Raw genomic sequence first — 19,169 nt, forward strand, 5'->3', positions numbered from 1 at the left:
CATCATATAAACATTTTGTTTATTTAAAATTACTCATTTTGTTGACTGCAACTTAAACTTTGTGTTTAATCTAACTCAACAAGACGCATCACGTTCCACCAAGGCAGGACGCCCACGAAGTAGCCGCCGATGGCATACGAATATTCGGATGAGGTGGAGAGATTAACGCGCATCAGGTGTAAACGTTCCGCTGGCCGGCGATAAGGCAAACGAGGGTGAGAATGATTGATTTCGCACGCAAACCATCACGGCAGCAGGCAGTAAAGCTGAATTTCATCGAGGTGATTCTTCGCCGCTTGTGCTACTTGCTGGCGCAAAAGGGGAATCCAGATGTGTGACTCAACAAAATGCGGGTACTGCGGCAAGCCGGTTGAACCGGAGAAAGTAGTCAAAAGTACCCTTCTCTATCGCAACGGCTCACAGCTGGCGCGCAAAGAAAAAGAATACTGCTCTGAACGTTGTGCTTCGTACGACCAGATGGCCCAGGAGGCATAACGTAAAAGCCGCGCAAGGCGGCCCGTACGTCCGGTGCTCCCGACCAAAGTTACACCGGAAAACTACTTAAAAAACCAAAGTTCACCCAATGGGCGCTATCTCTGGCCCGGGGATCTTACATCCAAAAAAGAGGATCTCACATGGAATTTTTCTATGTAGTTAAGGCTACGCAGAAATCTGGCAAAGAAGACGCAGTGATTTGGTTCACTGCTAAATCAGAAGCCCGTGCCAACCTCCAGCTCGATGTCGAGCTGGAAGATGCTGGTATTGAAACCGGCCGTGGTAAGGATTACGCCAAACCAGTTCGCACCGATTTCCCTGTTTACAACGATCTGCCTGAAGAAAGCACCGTGGATTACACCTGGTGCAAACGCTACGCCCTCCAGGACGATGGTCGCACCTGGCTGCCAAAGGCTGGTGCTGAGTCAACTGGAGCCGTGGACAACACTGCTGCACCGGAAACGACTGTTAAAGTCGAAACTACCGTCGAGAGTGTCCCGCTTGAAAACCGCACTTCAGCGGTCCGTTTTGCCGTCCACCTGACCAGCGACAAATTCCAGTCACACATCACTAAAGAGCAGCAACTGGCTGCCAGCGAAATGTCTCTGGATGAAGGCAACACCTATCTCCAGAACCTGCTGCTGGCGAAAAACGGCATTCCAGAAGTTGCCGAACTCAGTCTGAACGCTGAGTGGAAACTAGTCCAGGCGATTAAACAGATATTCACGCCAGATGAAGCGCACAACAAAGAAATTATTGCTGCATTCATGGCTGACTGGGCGAGAGCTGATGCCGGCGACCGCAATCAGTTAGTTGAAGAGTGGAGAAGCGGAAAGCTTGCTCTTCTCAAATCAGAAAGCACCAGCGACGCCGACGCTACAACTGGTCATGACCTCAAACCTGATAACGGTATCCAGATTGACGAGAATGATGACGAAACCACTCGTTATCCAGTCGTGCGTATGCCCTTCCGCAAGCAGTTACTCGCCCAGTTTACCGTCGACGAACTGCGCCACCACTTAACCCGCGAAGAATACGAAGGTATCAGCGCGCTGGAGATGGACACTGACAACGGCTACGTCCAGAACCTGCTGCTGGCGGCAGAAAACTGCGAAGAGGTGAAGGGTTACGATACCAAAGACCTGTGGCGCTACACCGATGCCATTCGCAAGGTGTTCAGCCAGGAGAAGCGTCACGAACTCGCTCTGGTACTTCGTTTTACCCGAATCTGGGCTGCGACTGATTATATTGACCGCGGCATTCTCGTTCGCGAGTGGGCAGCCGGTAATCGCATCAGTAATGTTCAGCGCACCGATTCTGGTACTAATGCCGACGGTGGCTATGTAACGGATCGCGGCGAAGGCGCGCATCACACTCTGGACAAGGGAACTCGATTTGCTGCTGGCTCAGGCCCGAACCCGAAACTCTACCCTGTGGGCTGACGACCCACGCCAGCAGCTGGCATATCTGGCTGTCAAACGCTGGGCCAGACTGTTCTGCCCGGATGTGATTCTGGGCGTTTACACCCCTGATGAACTGGATGATCGCCGAGAAGAACGAGAGGTAAACCCTGCACCGGCGCAGCACGTTAGCCTTGCAGACATTTCAGGTGACAACGTCACTACGACTCAAACGGCTCAGGAATCAGCTCAAAATATTTATGCACTTGCTGATGATTTCCGTGACCGCATCGAGGCGGCTCAGGATGTGGATAGCGCTAAAGCTCTGCGCGCAGATATTGAAACCGTGAAAGCAACACTGGGTTCTGCCCTGTTCACTGAGCTGAAAAACAAGGCCGTGAAGCGTTATTACCTGGTTGATGCACGGAACAAAGTCGAAGCAGCCATCAATTCCTTGCCATCTTCAGATGAGCCGGATGCAGCTGCGCGGTTCGCGGAAGTAGAGCGCGTTCTTGCAGCGTCGAAACGCCATCTGGGCGACGAATTGCATGGTCAGTTCAGCATCACCCTGGCGGATATGAAACCGGAATACGTGGACTAACGAGATCGGGAGGGGAAACCCTCCCTCAAGGAGAAGAAATGCGACTGATTAATCGTGGCAGTAAGCAATCCCCTTTGGCTCGCCAGGCATGTGAAATCGCACTCGCAGCCCACCAGCAAAGATACGGCGACTATGGGCGCAGCAACATGAAAGAGACCTATACGGTGAGAGTGGAAGGCGTGAAGGTCTGGGTCGAGGTAGTGAACTGCAAGGCAAGCTACGTGGCCACAGCAATGACCGGTATGCGCCGACTGCGTTCCCTGCCCGGCCAGGCAAACTGAAACCGAAATATCAACGACTAAAGACCGGCATATCTATACTCATGCCGGTTACCTGAGGTGAACCATGTCGCAGGTAATTTTTAACGAAGAATGGGTTGTTGGCGCAAGACTCACAGAAAAAACAGGCCTGACCGAACGACAGATTGAGAAGTATCGCCAGGGCTGTTGGGTGGAAGGTGTCCATTTTAAACGGGTATCTCCTTCTGGCGAAAAAACCTTGCGTGGCACCACCTGGTACAACTATCCGAGAATTAATCAGTTAATAAGGGATGCGTAAGATGGCAGCTTTGCCTACAGGTGTCGAAATCAGAAACAATAAGATTTGTATCTGGTTTATGTACCGGGGAAAGCGTTGCCGCGAAATTCTCAAAGGTTGGATTAACACCCCGGCGAACATCAAAAAAGCCGGGAATCTTCGGGCTGTGATCGTTAGTGAGATCAACCTTGGAGAGTTTGATTACCACCAGCGCTTTCCTTCATCGTCCAGAGCAAAAAAAAACCGTAACCACTGTTTCAGTTCAAACCTTTTCAGAGCTGTGTGAACTGTGGACGAGCATTAAAGAAACCGAAATTAGCGCGAATACCATGCGTAAGACTCGCTCACAACTCGGTACGTTAATGCACATCATTAACGGAGATACGCCTGTTTCAACTATACGCCACAGCGACATTCTAAAATACAGAAAGGAGCTGTTGAACGGTGAGACACTTTACCTGGCAAATCCCAGAAGTAACAAACAGGGACGCACTGTGCGTACCGTGAACAACTATATATCGCTTCTGTGCTCCCTTCTTCGGTTTGCACAAAAATCTGGCTTTATCAGTGGCAAACCCTTTGAAGGGATCAAGAAACTACACAAAGGGAAAGTAAAACCGGATCCTTTAACGAAGCAGGAGTTTAGTTTGCTTGCGGAATCCGAGCGTGGCCAAAGCCTCAATATGTGGACGTTCGCAGTTTATACTGGTGTCCGTCATGGAGAGCTTGCAGCTCTTGCCTGGGAAGATATTGACTGGGAAAAAGGTACAGCCCATATAAAGCGCAATCTTAATGCGTTGGGCATGTTCGGCCCACCAAAAACCGAAGCAGGTAACCGGGTTATCACCCTATTAGAGCCGGCGCTTGAAGCCTTGAAAGCACAGCGCAAGCTGACAGCACTACAGCCTAAAACCGAAATTGTCTTTAATCATCGCGAGTATGGCGCAGTGGAAAATCAAAGCCTGCGATTCGTTTTCATACCCCGGATGCGCAAAGGAGAACAGAAAGCCTACTACTCTTTATCGAGCATCGGTGCGAGATTCAACGCAGCTGTAAAACGTGCTGGTATTCGCCGCCGGAATCCGTACCATACGCGGCATACTTTTGCCTGCTGGCTTTTATCTGCCGGCGCTAACCCGTCTTTCATAGCCAGCCAGATGGGGCATGAAAACGCGCAAATGGTTTATGAAGTCTACGGTGCGTGGATTGAAGAAATGAATGGCGAACAGGTGCTGATGCTTAACGATAAGCTCGCACGCTGAAAAATTTTTGCCCCTATTATGCCCCTATTGGCTCCGAAGGTAGTAATAAATGCAACAAAATCAAGAAATTAACAAGAAAGAACAATACAACCTGAATAAACTGCAAAAGCGACTGCGCCGTAACGTGGGCGAAGCCATTGCAGACTTCAACATGATTGAAGAAGGCGATCGCATCATGGTCTGCCTGTCGGGCGGTAAAGACAGCTACACCATGCTGGAGATCCTGCGTAATCTACAGCAAAGCGCACCGGTGAACTTTTCCCTGGTCGCGGTTAACCTCGATCAGAAACAACCTGGCTTCCCGGAGCATATCCTGCCGGAGTACCTTGAGAACCTGGGCGTTGAGTACAAAATCGTAGAAGAGAATACCTACGGCATTGTTAAAGAGAAGATCCCAGAGGGCAAAACGACCTGCTCGCTCTGCTCACGTTTGCGTCGCGGCATTCTGTACCGCACCGCAACCGAACTGGGTGCCACCAAGATTGCGCTTGGCCATCACCGGGACGACATTCTGCAAACGCTGTTTCTGAATATGTTCTACGGCGGCAAAATGAAGGGAATGCCACCGAAGCTGATGAGCGACGACGGCAAACACATCGTGATCCGCCCACTTGCCTACTGCCGCGAGAAAGACATTGAGCGTTTCTCTCAGGCCAAAGCCTTCCCTATCATTCCGTGCAATCTGTGCGGCTCACAGCCGAACCTGCAACGTCAGGTCATTGGCGACATGCTGCGTGACTGGGATAAACGCTATCCGGGCCGCATCGAAACCATGTTCAGCGCCATGCAGAACGTGGTGCCTTCGCACCTCGCCGACGTTGAACTGTTCGATTTCAAAGGGATTAACCACGGTTCAGAGGTGGTGAATGGCGGGGATCTGGCGTTTGATCGCGAAGAGATCCCGATGCAGCCTGCTGGCTGGCAGCCAGAGGAAGAGGATGCGCAATTCGATGAACTGCGCCTGAACGTGGTAGAAGTCAAGTAACCTGGCAGCGTCTCAGATATCGTTTCTGAGACGCGTTTTAAGCTTACTTCAGCAGTCGAACGCGGCAGGTTTTCCCTTTAATCTTCCCGCCCTGCAACTGTTTCCAGGCCTTATGCGCAACCGACTGGCGAACCGCTACGTAGACATGCGCAGGGTGGACCGTGATCTTGCCAATATCTGCCCCGTCGAGACCGATATCCCCTGTTAACGCCCCCAGAACGTCACCGGGACGCATTTTGGCCTTTTTACCGCCGTCGATGCACAGGGTGGCCATTTCCGCCGCCAGCGGAGCGATGCTGATATTACCTGGGGTATTCACCCAGTTGAGTTTCAGTTGCAGCATTTCCGAAAGAATATTAGCGCGCTGCGCCTCTTCAGGTGCGCAGAAGCTGATGGCGAGACCACTGTTACCCGCACGCGCAGTACGCCCGATGCGGTGGACATGCACTTCCGGATCCCATGCCAGTTCGAAATTCACCACCAGCTCAAGCGATTTAATATCCAGACCACGGGCCGCCACATCCGTTGCAACCAGCACGCGAGCGCTGCCGTTAGCGAAACGCACCAGCGTCTGATCGCGATCGCGCTGTTCCAGATCACCATGCAGCGATAATGCGCTCTGCCCGGCATCATTCAGGGCATCGCACACCGCCTGACAGTCTTTTTTGGTATTACAGAACACCACGCAGGACGCTGGCTGGTGTTGGCTCAGCAATTTTTGTAGCAGTGGAATTTTGCCCTGCTGCGATGTCTCGAAGAACTGCTGCTCAATCGCCGGCAACGCATCGACAGTATCGATTTCAATGGTCAGCGGGTTCTTCTGCACGCGCCCGCTGATCGCCGCAATCGCCTCAGGCCAGGTGGCAGAAAAGAGCAGCGTCTGACGCGTGGCTGGCGCAAAGCGGATCACTTCGTCAATCGCATCGCTGAAGCCCATATCCAGCATGCGGTCAGCTTCATCCATCACCAGCGTTTGCAGTGCATCGAGTGAAACGGTGCCTTTTTGCAAGTGATCGAGCAGACGGCCCGGCGTTGCCACAATGATATGCGGCGCGTGCTGAAGGGAATCGCGCTGCGCACCAAACGGTTGCCCGCCGCAGAGCGTTAAAATTTTAGTGTTAGGCAAAAAACGCGCCAGACGACGCAGCTCACCCGCGACCTGGTCGGCCAGCTCGCGCGTCGGGCAGAGTATCAGGGACTGAGTCTGAAACAGGGTTGCATCAATGTGTTGTAACAGGCCTAGCCCGAATGCAGCCGTTTTTCCACTGCCGGTTTTCGCCTGCACGCGCACGTCACGGCCTTCAAGGATAGCCGGCAGCGCGGCGGCCTGGACAGGGGTCATAGTGAGGTAGCCCAACTCATTCAGGTTAGCCAGTTGGGCTTCAGGCAGAACGTTCAGCGTGGAAAAAGCGGTCACAATATACTCTCGTAGTAATGATTGCAGTCAGATGGCGCGTATCCTCGCAGATCTGCGCTAACGATGCGACAATTTAATCGGCTCTTCATCCGGCGGTGGATCAGGCATCGGCTGCGGACGTGGGACAGGGTCGGGTATCGGCGTCGGATCGGTGGGCACCGGATCGGACTGCCAGGTGTTCAGGCGTTGCAGGGCAAGTAGCATACTCATCTTTTCCTCCAGATTAGGGTGCTGACCCCTAAAGGGTAGACGCAGATAAACAGGAGGCAAAAAAAAGCCGACTATGAAGTCGGCGTCGTACGAATCAATTGTGCTATGCAGTAATTCAAAAAAAGGAAGTAAGACAATATGGAGCGCAACGCCCATCGCTTGACGTTGCATTCACCTGCGGGAGTAATATTGCACCTAACATGGTCGGAGTTTATTGACTTCGCTCAATTAAAATGTCGTTTTGAAGCCGACTCTGCCACAGAAAAGCGTAAATTTACAGCCATTTACTACGATGCAACCACCACGCAACACCGCCAATCAAAACCACTAACATGACGCAAAATGTCGTGAAGCCATAGTGATATTCACCGCCGGGGATCCCTCCGAGGTTTACGCCAAACAACCCCGTCAGGAAGGTACTCGGTAAAAAGACCATCGCCATCAGCGACATGGTGTACGTTCTCCTGGCTAACGACTCCTGCATTACCTGGGCTATCTCATCCGCCATGACTGCCGTTCTGGCAATACATGAGTCAATCTCGTCCAGACCACGTCCGAGCCGGTCAGCGATATCCTGCATTCTGCGGCGCTGATCGTCGTTCATCCAGCTCATGCGTTCGCTGGCCAGTCGCGCATAAACGTCGCGCTGGGGGGTCATATAGCGGCGCATCACGATGAGCTGTTTACGCAGCAACGCCAGAAAACCACGTGGGGGGATTTGCTGATCGAGCAAGTTATCTTCCAGATCGATGATTTTATCGTGAAGTTCTTCTATAAACTCGCTGGCATGATCGGTCAACGCATCACACACATCCACCAGCCAGCTGCCGCAATCCGTTGGTCCCGTGCCCTCTTTCAGATCGTTAATGACGTCATCCAGCGCCAGCACTTTTCGCTGGCGGGTGGAAACAATCAGCCGTTCATCCATATAAACACGCATGGCCACCAGCTGATCCGGACGCTCATCCGTACTGCCGTTTATACAACGCAGCGTAATTAACGTCCCCTCACCCATCCGGCTGACGCGGGGTCTGAGACTTTCTCCCGCCAGCGCATCCCGAACGTTGTTGGGCAATAGCGGCGTGGACGCGAGCCACTCGGCGCTGTCCGGGTGCGTGTAGTTGAGGTGCAGCCAGCATGGATGTTCGTTGTCGATATGATCCTGATCTTCAAGCGGCCTTGCGCCGCCACGTCCATCAAACACCCATGCAAAAACTGCGTCAGGTACGTTAACCTCAGACCCTTCGATGCTCTCCACAGCGCCTCCACCGTTTTATCTCTTTCGGTGTCAGTCTAGCTTTCGCCGAGGGTTAAGCAATAATTATGTGAGGCATCGTCCTGAATACGCTCAGGAATTCACCGCCCATTCGCGGCTTCTTAACGCATTGTCAGCCTGGAGCTCATTTTCCAGACGGAAATTACGTGTTCGTGTCTGGAGCTCAATCACCTGATTGCGCAGCACATCTGACGATCCATTGAGTTCTTCAACCATCGACACGTTGCTCTGCGTTACGCGTTCAAGCTCAGACAATGCCTGCGTAATTTGTGAAATACCTTTTTCCTGTTCTGATGTTGAGGCGGATATTTCATCCATCAGTCTGCTCACATTGCCCGAACCGGTAACAATATCATGCATATTTTTTTCGGCTTCAGAGACCACGTTAACGCCCTGTGTCACGTTATGGCTGGTAACTTCAATCAATGACTTAATATTTTTTGCCGCTTCGGCGCTACGATGCGCAAGGCTTCTCACTTCGCCCGCGACCACAGAAAACCCTTTACCATGGTCGCCCGCTCTTGCCGCTTCAACGGCGGCGTTAAGCGCCAGAATATTGGTCTGAAAAGCGATACCGTCAATCAGCGAGATAATCTCTGTCATTTGCTGGGCGCAGTCGGTAATCGACTGCATATTGTTCGCGACCTGCCCCATTAACTCTCCGCCTTTACGCGCCTGCAACGTCGCGAGATTCGCCTGTTCGCTGGCTAAACGGGTATTGTCGGCATTATTTTTTGTACTTGCAGCCATCTCTTCCATGCTGGCTGCCGTTTGCACCAGCGAAGCTGACTGCTGTTCTGTTTTGACGGAAAGCTGCGCGCTGCGTGAAGAGAGTTGATCTGACAGGGTCATCGCGGTTTGCGAGGAGGCGCGGATCTCACGGACCAGCGTTGCAATGTTGCTGGAGAGACTATTAATCCCCGGGATCAGACGTCCCGCACAGTTGTTGCCAAATTCAGGTATCGACACGCCAAGTTTGCCTGACGTCACTTCTTCAATACTTTTTTTCACAGTATTGATCGGCGTCACAAGATATTTTGTCATGTACGCCCAGAGTAAAAATAATGCGATGAATTGTACAATTATGACTGCAATAAAAAGCGAAGAATTCCGTGAAAATAGCGCTATAACTCCATCACTTACCAAAAATACACATAAAAGGAAATAGACAATGAACGTTCTGACACTAATATTTCTTAGCATACGTTTTCCTGGGGCATTATATTTTGGTTGGCATTAAGGGTTATAGCATTGCCATACGAATTTGTCCTCACGTTCGTCGCTGGTTTGTTGTTTTGCAGTTTAATTTGTGCAGTTTTACTTAAGGCGGATAAAAAGCATGTGTTACGGTAAATATCTGGCTTGTCGTTTGGTTACTGATACTCCTTCAATAACGGTAATTATATATTTAAGGAGAGATACTGTAGAGTGCCGATGTTTAGTGGTGCTTAATAAGTTAACGTAGTTAATATATATTAACTACGTTATTGCACGCCCCTTCCGTTAGGGTAGCTGACGTTCAGGCCAGACAGTCGATAGCCTGGAAAAAACAGTCCTCAGTCATGAGGATATTCTCTTTTGCACTTTGATGCCCGCGACGAATATACCAGCCTGCTTCAGGCGCCATGCTTAAATGGAATATCCTCGCCCCCGACAGACTATCGGGGACAGTAATACTCATCGTCACACACCCCTTCTCCGCCCCCCTGATCACCTGTTCTGGCATAATGGTGACGCTGCGATCCCCATTTTGCAAAATGATCGTCGTAATAGCATAACGACATATACCGCTACTAAGGCTGTAGCCAACGGTACTTAAATCGGTGATATGTTTTTTAGATAAAAATATTTCAATACCAGAACCTTCAAACCATGTAATGATTTGCTGCGCAAGATCCTCCATCCGCTTACAAAAACGCCCTGACTTCGGCCTCAGCCGTATTAACATAGATCGGTTTGTCCCCGATACTCTGTTGCACTTTCTTAAAAAAACGCTCTCTTGCTGACATGTCAACTCCGTGTTTTTCGCCAGTCTCATTATTCTTTTTGGTGCTTCAGCAGAGCATAGCTGGCAATCAACTGCTGAAGATGCTGTTCGGTCTGGTTTAGCTGCGCTGCTGACAGGGGTTGCCCGGCCGGTAAAATGGAAAGCAGACGAAGCTGCTCCTCAAGCGGAACGGTATGGCTGAAGGACTGCGACATGGCAAACACGGCTGATTTCAGTTCACTCACCGTCATGTACTTCCCCTTCTGTTCATCCAGCGCGTTCAGCCTGTTCGTCAACTGCTGTAACTGCGTCATCCCCTGATGCCAGCCATTCAGATCTGACTCTGCAAGCCCGGCAACGCTAATCTGCGTGTGCCACTGTTGCGCCAGGGATTTGGCCTCTTCAGGCCACAGCGTCAGCGCCTGCTGCACCAGACGGTCGCCGTAGCTTACTGCCCAGTCTGGTTTCAGGTGTAAAAGCTGCGCTAACATCTGCTGTGTCTTACTGATCCCCGGTTCAGGTGGCGGTGACGTTTGTTGCAACGCCTGCAACTGTGCTGTAGAGAGTCCTTCAGGTAACGGTTGTTCCGTTCTCATGCTTCCTGCCTTACGTTACGCTTTCGCTTTCGGCATCTGGCTCACCAGAGACAGGTTCACATCCATGCCTTCCACCTGGAAGTGCGGCACCGCAAACAGCTTCACGCGGAAGAAACCCGGGTTGTCTTCGATATCTTCCACCACCACTTTCGCGTCACGCAGCGGATGAGAAGCCTGCAACTCATCGCCCGGATCGGTCATTTCCTTCACCAGACTACGCACCCAGGTATTCAGCTCCAGTTCCAGTAGACGGCGGTCCTTGGTGGTGCCGATGTTCTCGCGCTGGATGAGCTTCAGGTAGTGCGCAATACGCGACAGCAGGAAGATGTACGGCAGACGGGCGTTGATGCGGCTGTTGGCCGTGGCATCTGCGGTGTCGTACAACGCCGGTTTCTGCGCGGAGTTCGCCGAGAAGAAGCAGGCATAGTCGCGGTTTTTGTAATACGAGAGCGGGATAAAGCCGAGGTTGGCAAACTCAAACTCGCGGGTCTCCGGGATCATCACCTCAGACGGAATTTTCACCTGGTTGCCGGTGCCCAGATCGTACAGATGAATAGGCAGATCTTTCACCGCCCCGCCCGCCTGCGGGCCACGGATCTGCACGCACCAGCCGTTATTGATGAAGCTCTTCACCATGTTTGACGCGAAGGAGAACGACGCGCTGGTCCACAGGTATTTCTCGTGATCCGGGCCTTTCACCTGCTCAACGTAGTTAAAGCTGCGTACCGGTACGGTGTCCGGGCCATACGGCAGACGCCCCAGCACGCGCGGCATCACGAGGCCGATGTAGCGGGCGTCGTCGGTGTCGCGGAAAGATTTCCACTTGATGTACTCGGCGCGGTCGAAGTAGTTGCCGATATCCTTAATTGCAGCGACCTCTTCCATCGAGTCTTTCAGGAAAAATTTCGGACCGACAGAGCCAATAAACGGCATATGTGCGGCAGCTGATACTTTAGAGATGTTGCGTAGCAGCGCCACATCCTGCGGGCTGGCGTCAAATTCATAGGATGAAATCACGGAGCCAATCGGCTCGCCGCCCGGGGTGTCGTATTCGGCGGTATAGGTGTGCCAGTAGAGGCCGCTCTGGATAAGTTCCGGCGCGTCTTCAAAGTCCTGACGCAGATCTTCTTTCGACACATCCAGAATTTCGGTTTTCACGTTCTGGCGGTAGTCGGTGCTGTCCACCAGCTGCTTCAGGCCGCGCCACAGGGACTCCACCTTCTGGAACTCCTGGTGATGCATTACGGCATCCAGCTGACGGCTAATCTGGAAATCCAGCTCAGCGATATGGTGGTCAATCAGCGTTTTGTCGAGCTTCTCCACCGGCTGACCGGATTTGCGGATGCAGTCCATAAACACCTGCATCGCCGCCGTCAGGCGTTCACCCGCCGGAGCGTCAGAAAGCGCGGCGTCATCCAGAAACGCATTGATATCACCCAGGCTGGAGGCCGGGGTCAGGTTGATTTTTTCAAACAGGGAGGCGTAAACGCCCTCTTTTTCCAGTACGGTGGTCTGCCCCTGCGCGGAGGCGGTTTCAGTATTCACAGACATCAGCATATTCCCGGTTAATCCATTAAATTACACATGCCGCTTATTTCGGGGCCAGTGCACTCATTTCGTCGCGTAATTCCTGAGACAGCGCCGGGTCTTTAAGAATTTTCTCGAGTTCTTTTCTGAAAGTAGCGTTATCAAGAAGATTGGATTTGAGGTCGCGTAATAAATTACGCATGGCCAGCATGGCGAGGAGCTGGGGGATCTGGCGGGCAACCTGTTCAGGTTCGAAATCCTTAATATCGGAGAAATTCAGGTTTATGCTTTCCTCCGAACCATCCCCGGCCATTGTGTTAGGAACCGTCAGATTCACTTCCGGGTTAAATTCCGAAAGTACGCTGTTGAAGTTATTTTTATTGACGTTAATTTTCTCCCTTTCCGATAATGGGCGATTCTCTTTTCCATTACTGAAATCACCGACGGTGAGGAGTTTAAGCGGCAGTTCTATTTTCTTCTGCGCGCCACCTGTATGCAGAGCCAGCTTTAAGTTTATGCGTGCCTTGGGCACCTCATTCTGGAATGAATCGGCCATAGCAATCCCTTTCTTTAAAAGAAATAAATGTTAAGTGAGTGACGTTTCTTTACAAAGCCATATTAGAGCAAATGTCCATTTGAAATCAACTTTTCAGATCAAAGATCTAACATTGGACTTTTCTTAAGAATATTCCACTAAATTATTGTACTCATAAATGCCATAGATACATGACATACAGTAAAAATTAACCATTTATTCACATTAATTTGGCAGGAATGACTGCTTTGTTTGGAAATATTGAACTTATTGTTCCATGAGGTTGAATAATTGATTTACATCAATGCATTTATTAACACGCCCCGTAACAGCGCAGAGAAATAAGGTTTTAATTCAATAAATGGCCTGAATATGAAAAAATCCTGTATCGGACAAATTTAATCTTGAAAACAGTAATGACTATACTGCTACAGGAATGGCGAATAAATGACTACGCGTTTTTCGATAAACGGGAGAAAGAATCTCTCTGAAGATATTCATCATGACAATGAGTGATGGGCTGATATGAAGGGGATATACGGTATTAACCAGGCTGTAAAATCATGCTCCCTGAGAGCGGGCGCTTATGCGGTTAATGGATGTTTACCATAATCACGTAGCGCCCTGACCTCTTTTTAATGCTTTTCAATATACATTGTACGGCTGTACGCAACATCCTCCGGGTTATTTATCGGATAACCTTTAACCCATGGCTTGATGAGACGTCCATTGGTGTATTGATAAATAGGGGCAATCGGTGCTTTCTCGGTGAGGATCTTCTCGGCCATGTTGTAGTCGGCATTACGCGCTTTTTCAGTGGTTTCGAGCGTCGCCTGATGAATAATCTTATCGTAAGCAGGGTCGTTGAATCGTGAGATATTCCCGCTATGGGAGGAGGTCAGCAGCGACAGGAATGTCGACGGCTCGTTGTAGTCCCCTACCCACGATGCACGGATGACGTCAAAATTCCCGGTATTGCGGCTGTCGATGTAGGTTTTCCACTCCTGATTCTGCAACTTAACGTCAACACCCAGATTTTTCTTCCACATGGATGCAACGGCAATCGCGATTTTCTGGTGGTTTTCAGACGTGTTATACAGCAGCGTTAATTTTAGCGGACGCTGAGGGCCATAGCCTGCCGCCTGCAACAACGTTTTCGCCTGCGCATTCAGCTCTTGCTGCGACATCTGCTCAAATGGCGAGGTTTCCGGCGTAAAGCCCGCAGTGACATCGGGAGTAAAATGCCAGGCCGGTTTCTCACCGGTCCCCAGGACTTTTTCCGCCATAATACGTCTGTCTATAGTCATGCTGAGCGCGAGACGTACGCGGGCATCCGCGGTTGGGCCTTTTTGCGTGTTAAACGCGTAGTAATAGGTCCCAAGCTGTGGCGGTGTATATACCTGTCCCGGAATATCTTTAAGCAGCTTCTGGTACATGTTTTTCGGAAACGATTCTGTAATATCGATATCGCCCGCAAGATAGCGTTTGGTCGCTGAGGACTCCTGGTTGATCGGCACAAAGGTGACTTTTTTAAGCACCGTCCTGCCGTTATCCCAGTAATGAGAATTTGGCTCAACCACCAGTTTTTCATTCACCACGCGATCTTTCAGCACATACGCACCGTTGCCAATGAGCGCGCCAGGGCGCGTCCATTCCTTACCGCTTTCCACATTGGCCTTTTGAACAGGATAAAACGCGAAGTTAGCCGTCAGATTGCTGAACCAGGGCAGCGGTTTGTCAAGCTGCACGCGCAGCGTTTTAGCATCCACCGCCGTCACGCCGAGCGTATCCGGAGCAGCTTTGCCGTCGATAATGGCCTGGGCATTGTTAATGCCCGCCAGCGCCGCAAACCAGGCGAAAGGTGACGTTGTTTTAGGATCAACCAGACGACGCCAGCTATAGACAAAATCGTGTGCCGTCACCGGGGTACCGTCAGACCACTTAGCGTTATCCCGCAGCGTGAACGTCCAGACGCGATTGTCATTGCTCTGCCAGCGCGTCGCCACGCCGGGAACTAACTCCCCTTTTTCGTTCTGATTCACCAGCCCTTCATAGAGGTCGCGGATTACCTGTATCTCCGGCAATCCCACCGCTTTTGCCGGATCGAGCGAAGCGGGCTCATCTTTGATATGTCGAACCAGCTCCTGCTTTTGCGCCAGAACCGTTCCTTCGGGAACCTCCGCGGCATATGAAAGTGAAGAAAGCCCGCACAGCCACAGCGCAGTACAAAGAAGCGAAACAGGATGCTTCATACGATCCCCTTAATGATGTCAGGTAACAGGCAGATGCGTAATTATTTGTTTCGAAACGGAGAAATGCAAATGCTTCCTCCGGAAAGTTGATGTCAGGCAATTTTCCACACACACGGAAACTATTTGATTAAGCGCGGCTTTTGCACAACACTGCCAGAAGTGACTTTATCATCAGGGTTTACTATGGCAACTACCCGACCAAGAACGGAACGCGGTGCCTTCCCGCCAGGAACTGAACATTATGGACGCTCATTTTTAGGCGCGCCGCTGATCTGGTTTCCGGCCCCCAAGGCCGATCGCAATAGCGGCTTAATCATTGCAGGCACGCATGGCGATGAAAACTCGTCTGTCGTGACGCTCTCGTGCGCGCTACGTACGCTGGCCCCCGATTTACGACGTCATCATGTGATTTTGTCCGTCAACCCGGACGGTTGTCAGCTTGGATTACGGGCGAATGCACGCGGCGTTGACCTGAACAGGAACTTCCCGGCGGCAAACTGGCGCGCCGGTGAAACGGTGTATCGCTGGAACAGTTCGGCGCAGGAGCGAGATGTGGTCCTGCTCACAGGAGACAAACCCGGTTCCGAACCGGAGACTCAGGCGCTGTGCCAGCTTATTCATAAGATCCACCCGGCCTGGGTTGTCTCTTTCCACGATCCCCTCGCCTGTATTGAAGATCCTCGTCATACGGCGCTCGGGCAGTGGCTGGCGGATGCGTTTGCTCTACCTCTGGTGAGCAGCGTTGGCTATGAAACACCCGGGTCGTTTGGCAGCTGGTGCGCAGACCTCAGCCTTCACTGTATCACCGCAGAGTTTCCGCCCATCTCCTCGGATGAAGCGAGCGAAAAATACCTGCGGGCGATGACAGATCTCCTGCGCTGGCAGCCTCAAAGATGAAGTACGCCGGAGGTAAAATTCAGCGCGGGTGAGACGTCAACCGCCAGCCAGGTTGGGCCGTCCAGATCGGCAAAGCGCACGCTGTTCACCAGCGGGAGTGCAGCGCCGATCGCTCTGGACGTACACAACATACAGCCCAGCATCAGAGCAAAGCCTTGCGCCTGCGCATCTTGTGCCAGAGCCAGAGCCTCGGTTAATCCACCTGTTTTATCCAGCTTAATGTTCACCATTTCGTAACGTCCCTTGAGGGCTGACAGGCTCTCACGGGTATGACAGCTTTCGTCTGCACAGACGGGAAGCGGATGAATAAAATTCGCCAGCGCGGCATCGTCTTCTGCCGGGAGGGGTTGCTCCAGCATGGCAACGCCCAGATCGGCAAGCAGCTGACAACGGGCTGCCAGCCCTTCGCTGTGCCATGATTCGTTCGCATCGACGATAAGAGTGGCATCAGGTACCGCCGCACGAATGGCGACCATGCGTTCGCTAATCAGACGATCATCGAGCTTCACCTTTAATAATGTTGCACCTGTGGCATACAACGCCTGAGCGCTGGCGGCCATTTGCTCTGGTTCACCGATGACCACCGTTTGCGCGGTGACGATCGATTGCGGCAGCGTAACGTCCAGCAGCGCAGGCAGCGGTTTTTGTCGTTTCGCCGCTTCCAGACTCCAGAGTGCGCAGTCAATCGCGTTGCGTGCCGCGCCGGCCGGCAACCGAAGCTGAAGAGCCTCACGCGTCAGGCCCGCCTGCAACTCGGGCACCACCGTCATAATTTGCGCCATGACTGACGCCAGGCTTTCTCCGTAGCGAGGATAAGGGGTACATTCTCCGACGCCTTTTACGCCGTCCTCTTCACATTCAACCACGACCACGCAGGCCTCATTACGGCTGCCGCGCGAGATCACAAACGGGGTGTGCAATGGCCAGGCTTCTTCATAGACCTTAACGCTTCTCATCACTGACTCCTTGCAGGCCGGAAAGGCAGAAAATTGGTTTGCCGTGCTAACTGCGGATGACATACACTAGCCACGACGTTAACTATTTGTAAACAGGAAGATATCTATGTCACAACTCGTTCATTTCCAGGGCAACCCGGTTGCTGTTGCAGGTTCCATCCCACAGTCTGGCAGCAAAGCACAGCCTTTTACTCTGGTGGCTAAAGATCTGTCTGACGTCACGCTGAGCCAGTTTGCTGGCAAACGTAAAGTCCTGAACATTTTCCCAAGCATCGATACTGGCGTTTGCGCTGCATCAGTGCGTAAATTCAACCAGCTGGCGACCGAAATGGACAACACCGTAGTGCTGTGCATTTCTGCTGACCTGCCGTTTGCCCAGTCCCGCTTCTGCGGCGCTGAAGGCCTGAGCAACGTCATCACCCTTTCCACTCTGCGCAGCCCTGATTTCCTGGAGAAATACGGTGTTGCCATTTCCGAAGGCGCGCTGAAGGGTCTGGCTGCTCGAGCGGTGCTGGTGATCGACGAAAACGACAACGTTGTTTTCAGTGAGCTGGTCAACGAAATCACTACCGAACCGGATTACACCGCTGCACTTGAGGCGCTTAAAGCCTAAACGTAAAAAAGCCTCTGCAAAGAGGCTTTTTTATTTATTCGTCACCCTTCTTCTGATTTAACCCATACTCGCGCAACTTATTCGCAATCGCGGTATGTGACACCCCAAGACGTTTAGCCAGCTTGCGCGTGCTCGGATAGCTGCGATATAGCTGCGTTAACACCGAACGCTCGAAACGGCTGGTGATGTCATCCAGCGAGCCTTCCATTGCCTCTTCGCCTACCGAGACCGTCCCGGCATCGTAATCCGGCAATAGAATATCCTGAGGGCGCAGTTCATACCCTTCAAGCTGAGTTAATGCGCGATAGACCGCATTTTTAAGCTGACGAATATTGCCCGGCCAGCCGTAACGCGTCAGCACGGTGCCCAGGTCGGCAGAGAGCTTCGGACGCGGCACGCCCTGCTCATCGGCAAAACGGGCCACGAACAGTTCTGTCAACGGCATGATGTCCTGTGGGCAATCGCGCAGCGGCGGAATATTGAGCGTCAGAACGTTGAGACGATAGTAGAGATCTTCGCGGAATACCCCTTTCTGCACCAGCTCCACCAGGTTTTTCTGGGTGGCGCAGATGACGCGCACGTCCACGTGAACTTCATGATCTTCCCCCACGCGGCGGAACGTGCCGTCATTGAGGAAACGCAGCAGTTTCGCCTGCATGCGTGGCGACATTTCGCCAATCTCGTCCAGCAGCACCGAGCCGCCATTCGCCTGTTCAAAGAAGCCTTTTTTACCTTCCGGTGCATGCCCGAACAGCTCACTTTCAACGGCATCTTCAGGAATAGAGGCGCAGTTCAGCGCCAGATACGGTTTTGCCGCACGCGGGCTGGCCATGTGCACAGCATGCGCCAGCAGATCTTTCCCCGTACCGGTATCCCCGGTAATCAGCAGCGGCGCCGTAAGATTTGCCAGCTTGCGCGCCTGGTCGATCACATGACGCATCTTCGGGCTCACCGCAATAATCTGGCTGAATGCGCCGACGTCCTGGCTGGAAAGGTTCTGTAACTGACGCCCCATTCGCACCGTGGAGCGCAGCATGATCACTGCGCCGGTCAGCACCCGCGCGGCATTTTCCCCTTTCAGGTAGACCGGCGTGATCTCCATCAGGAAATTCTGTCCGTTGATGACGACATGCTCGCTATGGGTATTTTGCGGGTTGCTGTCCAGCCAGCGCTGGAAATTAAAACCGGTGATCAGTTGCGTGGCGTGGTGCCCGATAAGTTTTTCCTGAGTCTGCGCAAACAGCTGGCAGCTGGCCTGGTTAACGCGCTCGACTTTATTTTTCAGATCGAGAGAGAGAAACGGCTCCGGCATTGCTTCCAGCAGCGCGCTCAGCGCAAGATGTTCCCGCTCGGACGGCATCCAGGGGATGGTACGTACATCCGTAACGCCAGCGATACGGCGGATTTCCGCCATCAGGCTACTGAAGGTATTAAATTCAATTTCGGCAAAATTGAGGTAAATTCGCCCGACAGGGTCGATCTCTATGCCACGTAAATCAATGCTACGTAAAACAAGAAGATCGAGTAACTCGCGGGTCAGACCGAGACGGTCCTCACAAAAGACTTCCAGACGCATGGGAAATTCACCGTTTAAGCCAATAACAGTAAAATGATATGTCAGAT

At 52.0% G+C, this 19,169-nt stretch carries 15 protein-coding genes and 6 pseudogenes; 10 read left to right on the forward strand and 11 right to left on the reverse strand.

The window, feature by feature from the left end; genetic code table 11:
- Positions 1-182: 182 nt before the first annotated feature.
- The 8 genes and pseudogenes from BFV63_RS23410 to ttcA all read left to right on the forward strand — a co-directional run.
- Positions 183-338 (forward strand): annotated as a pseudogene (locus BFV63_RS23410) (hypothetical protein); the annotation flags it as partial.
- The gene (locus tag BFV63_RS23240) at positions 331-495 is read left to right on the forward strand and encodes a YdaE family protein (protein WP_048240690.1); all 165 of its coding nucleotides are present in this window, start codon (positions 331-333) and stop codon (positions 493-495) included. The pseudogene BFV63_RS23410 and the gene BFV63_RS23240, both read left to right, overlap by 8 nt.
- 140 nt (positions 496-635) lie before the next feature.
- A pseudogene (locus tag BFV63_RS11895) lies at positions 636-1,877 on the forward strand (RecE family exodeoxyribonuclease); the annotation flags it as partial.
- A gap of 1 nt (position 1,878) precedes the next feature.
- Positions 1,879-2,496 (forward strand): annotated as a pseudogene (locus BFV63_RS11900) (recombinase RecT); the annotation flags it as partial.
- 38 nt (positions 2,497-2,534) lie between these two features.
- The gene (locus BFV63_RS11905) at positions 2,535-2,777 is read left to right on the forward strand and encodes a DUF4060 family protein (RefSeq protein WP_048240684.1); all 243 of its coding nucleotides are present in this window, start codon (positions 2,535-2,537) and stop codon (positions 2,775-2,777) included.
- A 64-nt stretch (positions 2,778-2,841) separates the two neighbouring features.
- Positions 2,842-3,054: an excisionase family protein gene (gene xisR / locus BFV63_RS11910; protein ID WP_014884030.1), complete on the forward strand. Its 213-nt coding sequence runs from the start codon at positions 2,842-2,844 to the stop codon at positions 3,052-3,054.
- A 1-nt stretch (position 3,055) separates the two neighbouring features.
- Positions 3,056-4,295: pseudogene (locus tag BFV63_RS22640) on the forward strand (Arm DNA-binding domain-containing protein).
- Between the two features lie 49 nt (positions 4,296-4,344).
- Entirely contained in the window at positions 4,345-5,280 is a 936-nt protein-coding gene (ttcA, locus tag BFV63_RS11925) for a tRNA 2-thiocytidine(32) synthetase TtcA (RefSeq protein ID WP_001186974.1), read from the forward strand.
- Positions 5,281-5,323: 43 nt separating this feature from the next.
- On the opposite strand, the gene dbpA is transcribed toward ttcA, so the two are convergent.
- The 9 genes and pseudogenes from dbpA to BFV63_RS11965 all read right to left on the reverse strand — a co-directional run bounded on the left by dbpA (position 5,324) and on the right by BFV63_RS11965 (position 15,080).
- A complete protein-coding gene (gene dbpA / locus BFV63_RS11930) occupies positions 5,324-6,697 on the reverse strand; it encodes an ATP-dependent RNA helicase DbpA (RefSeq protein WP_032609310.1) in 1,374 nt (457 codons plus the stop codon).
- Between the two features lie 57 nt (positions 6,698-6,754).
- A complete protein-coding gene (ynaL, locus tag BFV63_RS23055) occupies positions 6,755-6,907 on the reverse strand; it encodes a proline-rich small protein YnaL (RefSeq protein WP_015570430.1) in 153 nt (50 codons plus the stop codon).
- A 274-nt stretch (positions 6,908-7,181) separates the two neighbouring features.
- Positions 7,182-8,165, reverse strand: a complete 984-nt coding sequence (zntB, locus tag BFV63_RS11935) for a zinc transporter ZntB (protein ID WP_032609311.1) — start codon at positions 8,163-8,165, stop codon at positions 7,182-7,184.
- Between the two features lie 90 nt (positions 8,166-8,255).
- Positions 8,256-9,386, reverse strand: coding sequence for a methyl-accepting chemotaxis protein (locus tag BFV63_RS11940; RefSeq protein WP_022651306.1), 1,131 nt, complete (start codon positions 9,384-9,386; stop codon positions 8,256-8,258).
- Positions 9,387-9,702: 316 nt separating this feature from the next.
- A pseudogene (locus tag BFV63_RS11945) lies at positions 9,703-10,192 on the reverse strand (hypothetical protein).
- Between the two features lie 28 nt (positions 10,193-10,220).
- A pseudogene (locus tag BFV63_RS11950) lies at positions 10,221-10,748 on the reverse strand (VasL domain-containing protein); the annotation flags it as partial.
- Positions 10,749-10,781: 33 nt separating this feature from the next.
- Positions 10,782-12,317, reverse strand: coding sequence for a type VI secretion system contractile sheath large subunit (gene tssC / locus BFV63_RS11955; RefSeq protein WP_069597605.1), 1,536 nt, complete (start codon positions 12,315-12,317; stop codon positions 10,782-10,784).
- Positions 12,318-12,357: 40 nt separating this feature from the next.
- Complete coding sequence (gene tssB, locus BFV63_RS11960; RefSeq protein WP_048240677.1) at positions 12,358-12,849, reverse strand: type VI secretion system contractile sheath small subunit; 492 nt, start codon at positions 12,847-12,849, stop codon at positions 12,358-12,360.
- 614 nt (positions 12,850-13,463) lie between these two features.
- Positions 13,464-15,080, reverse strand: coding sequence for a peptide ABC transporter substrate-binding protein (locus BFV63_RS11965; RefSeq protein ID WP_023324776.1), 1,617 nt, complete (start codon positions 15,078-15,080; stop codon positions 13,464-13,466).
- Between the two features lie 183 nt (positions 15,081-15,263).
- On the opposite strand from BFV63_RS11965, the gene mpaA reads away from it, so the two are divergent.
- Positions 15,264-15,977, forward strand: coding sequence for a murein tripeptide amidase MpaA (gene mpaA, locus BFV63_RS11970; RefSeq protein ID WP_022651338.1), 714 nt, complete (start codon positions 15,264-15,266; stop codon positions 15,975-15,977).
- On the opposite strand, the gene ycjG is transcribed toward mpaA, so the two are convergent.
- Positions 15,968-16,933, reverse strand: coding sequence for an L-Ala-D/L-Glu epimerase (gene ycjG / locus BFV63_RS11975; RefSeq protein ID WP_023324778.1), 966 nt, complete (start codon positions 16,931-16,933; stop codon positions 15,968-15,970). The two genes, mpaA and ycjG, sit on opposite strands and share 10 nt — an antisense overlap.
- A 106-nt stretch (positions 16,934-17,039) precedes the next feature.
- On the opposite strand from ycjG, the gene tpx reads away from it, so the two are divergent.
- A complete protein-coding gene (tpx, locus tag BFV63_RS11980; RefSeq protein ID WP_003856889.1) occupies positions 17,040-17,546 on the forward strand; it encodes a thiol peroxidase in 507 nt (168 codons plus the stop codon).
- Between the two features lie 34 nt (positions 17,547-17,580).
- Here the strand turns inward: tpx and tyrR are convergent, their stop codons facing one another.
- Positions 17,581-19,122: a transcriptional regulator TyrR gene (gene tyrR / locus BFV63_RS11985; RefSeq protein WP_003856887.1), complete on the reverse strand. Its 1,542-nt coding sequence runs from the start codon at positions 19,120-19,122 to the stop codon at positions 17,581-17,583.
- Between the last annotated feature and the right edge of the window lie 47 nt (positions 19,123-19,169).

This window comes from Enterobacter hormaechei subsp. xiangfangensis (genome assembly GCF_001729785.1).
Taxonomy (GTDB): domain Bacteria; phylum Pseudomonadota; class Gammaproteobacteria; order Enterobacterales; family Enterobacteriaceae; genus Enterobacter; species Enterobacter hormaechei_C.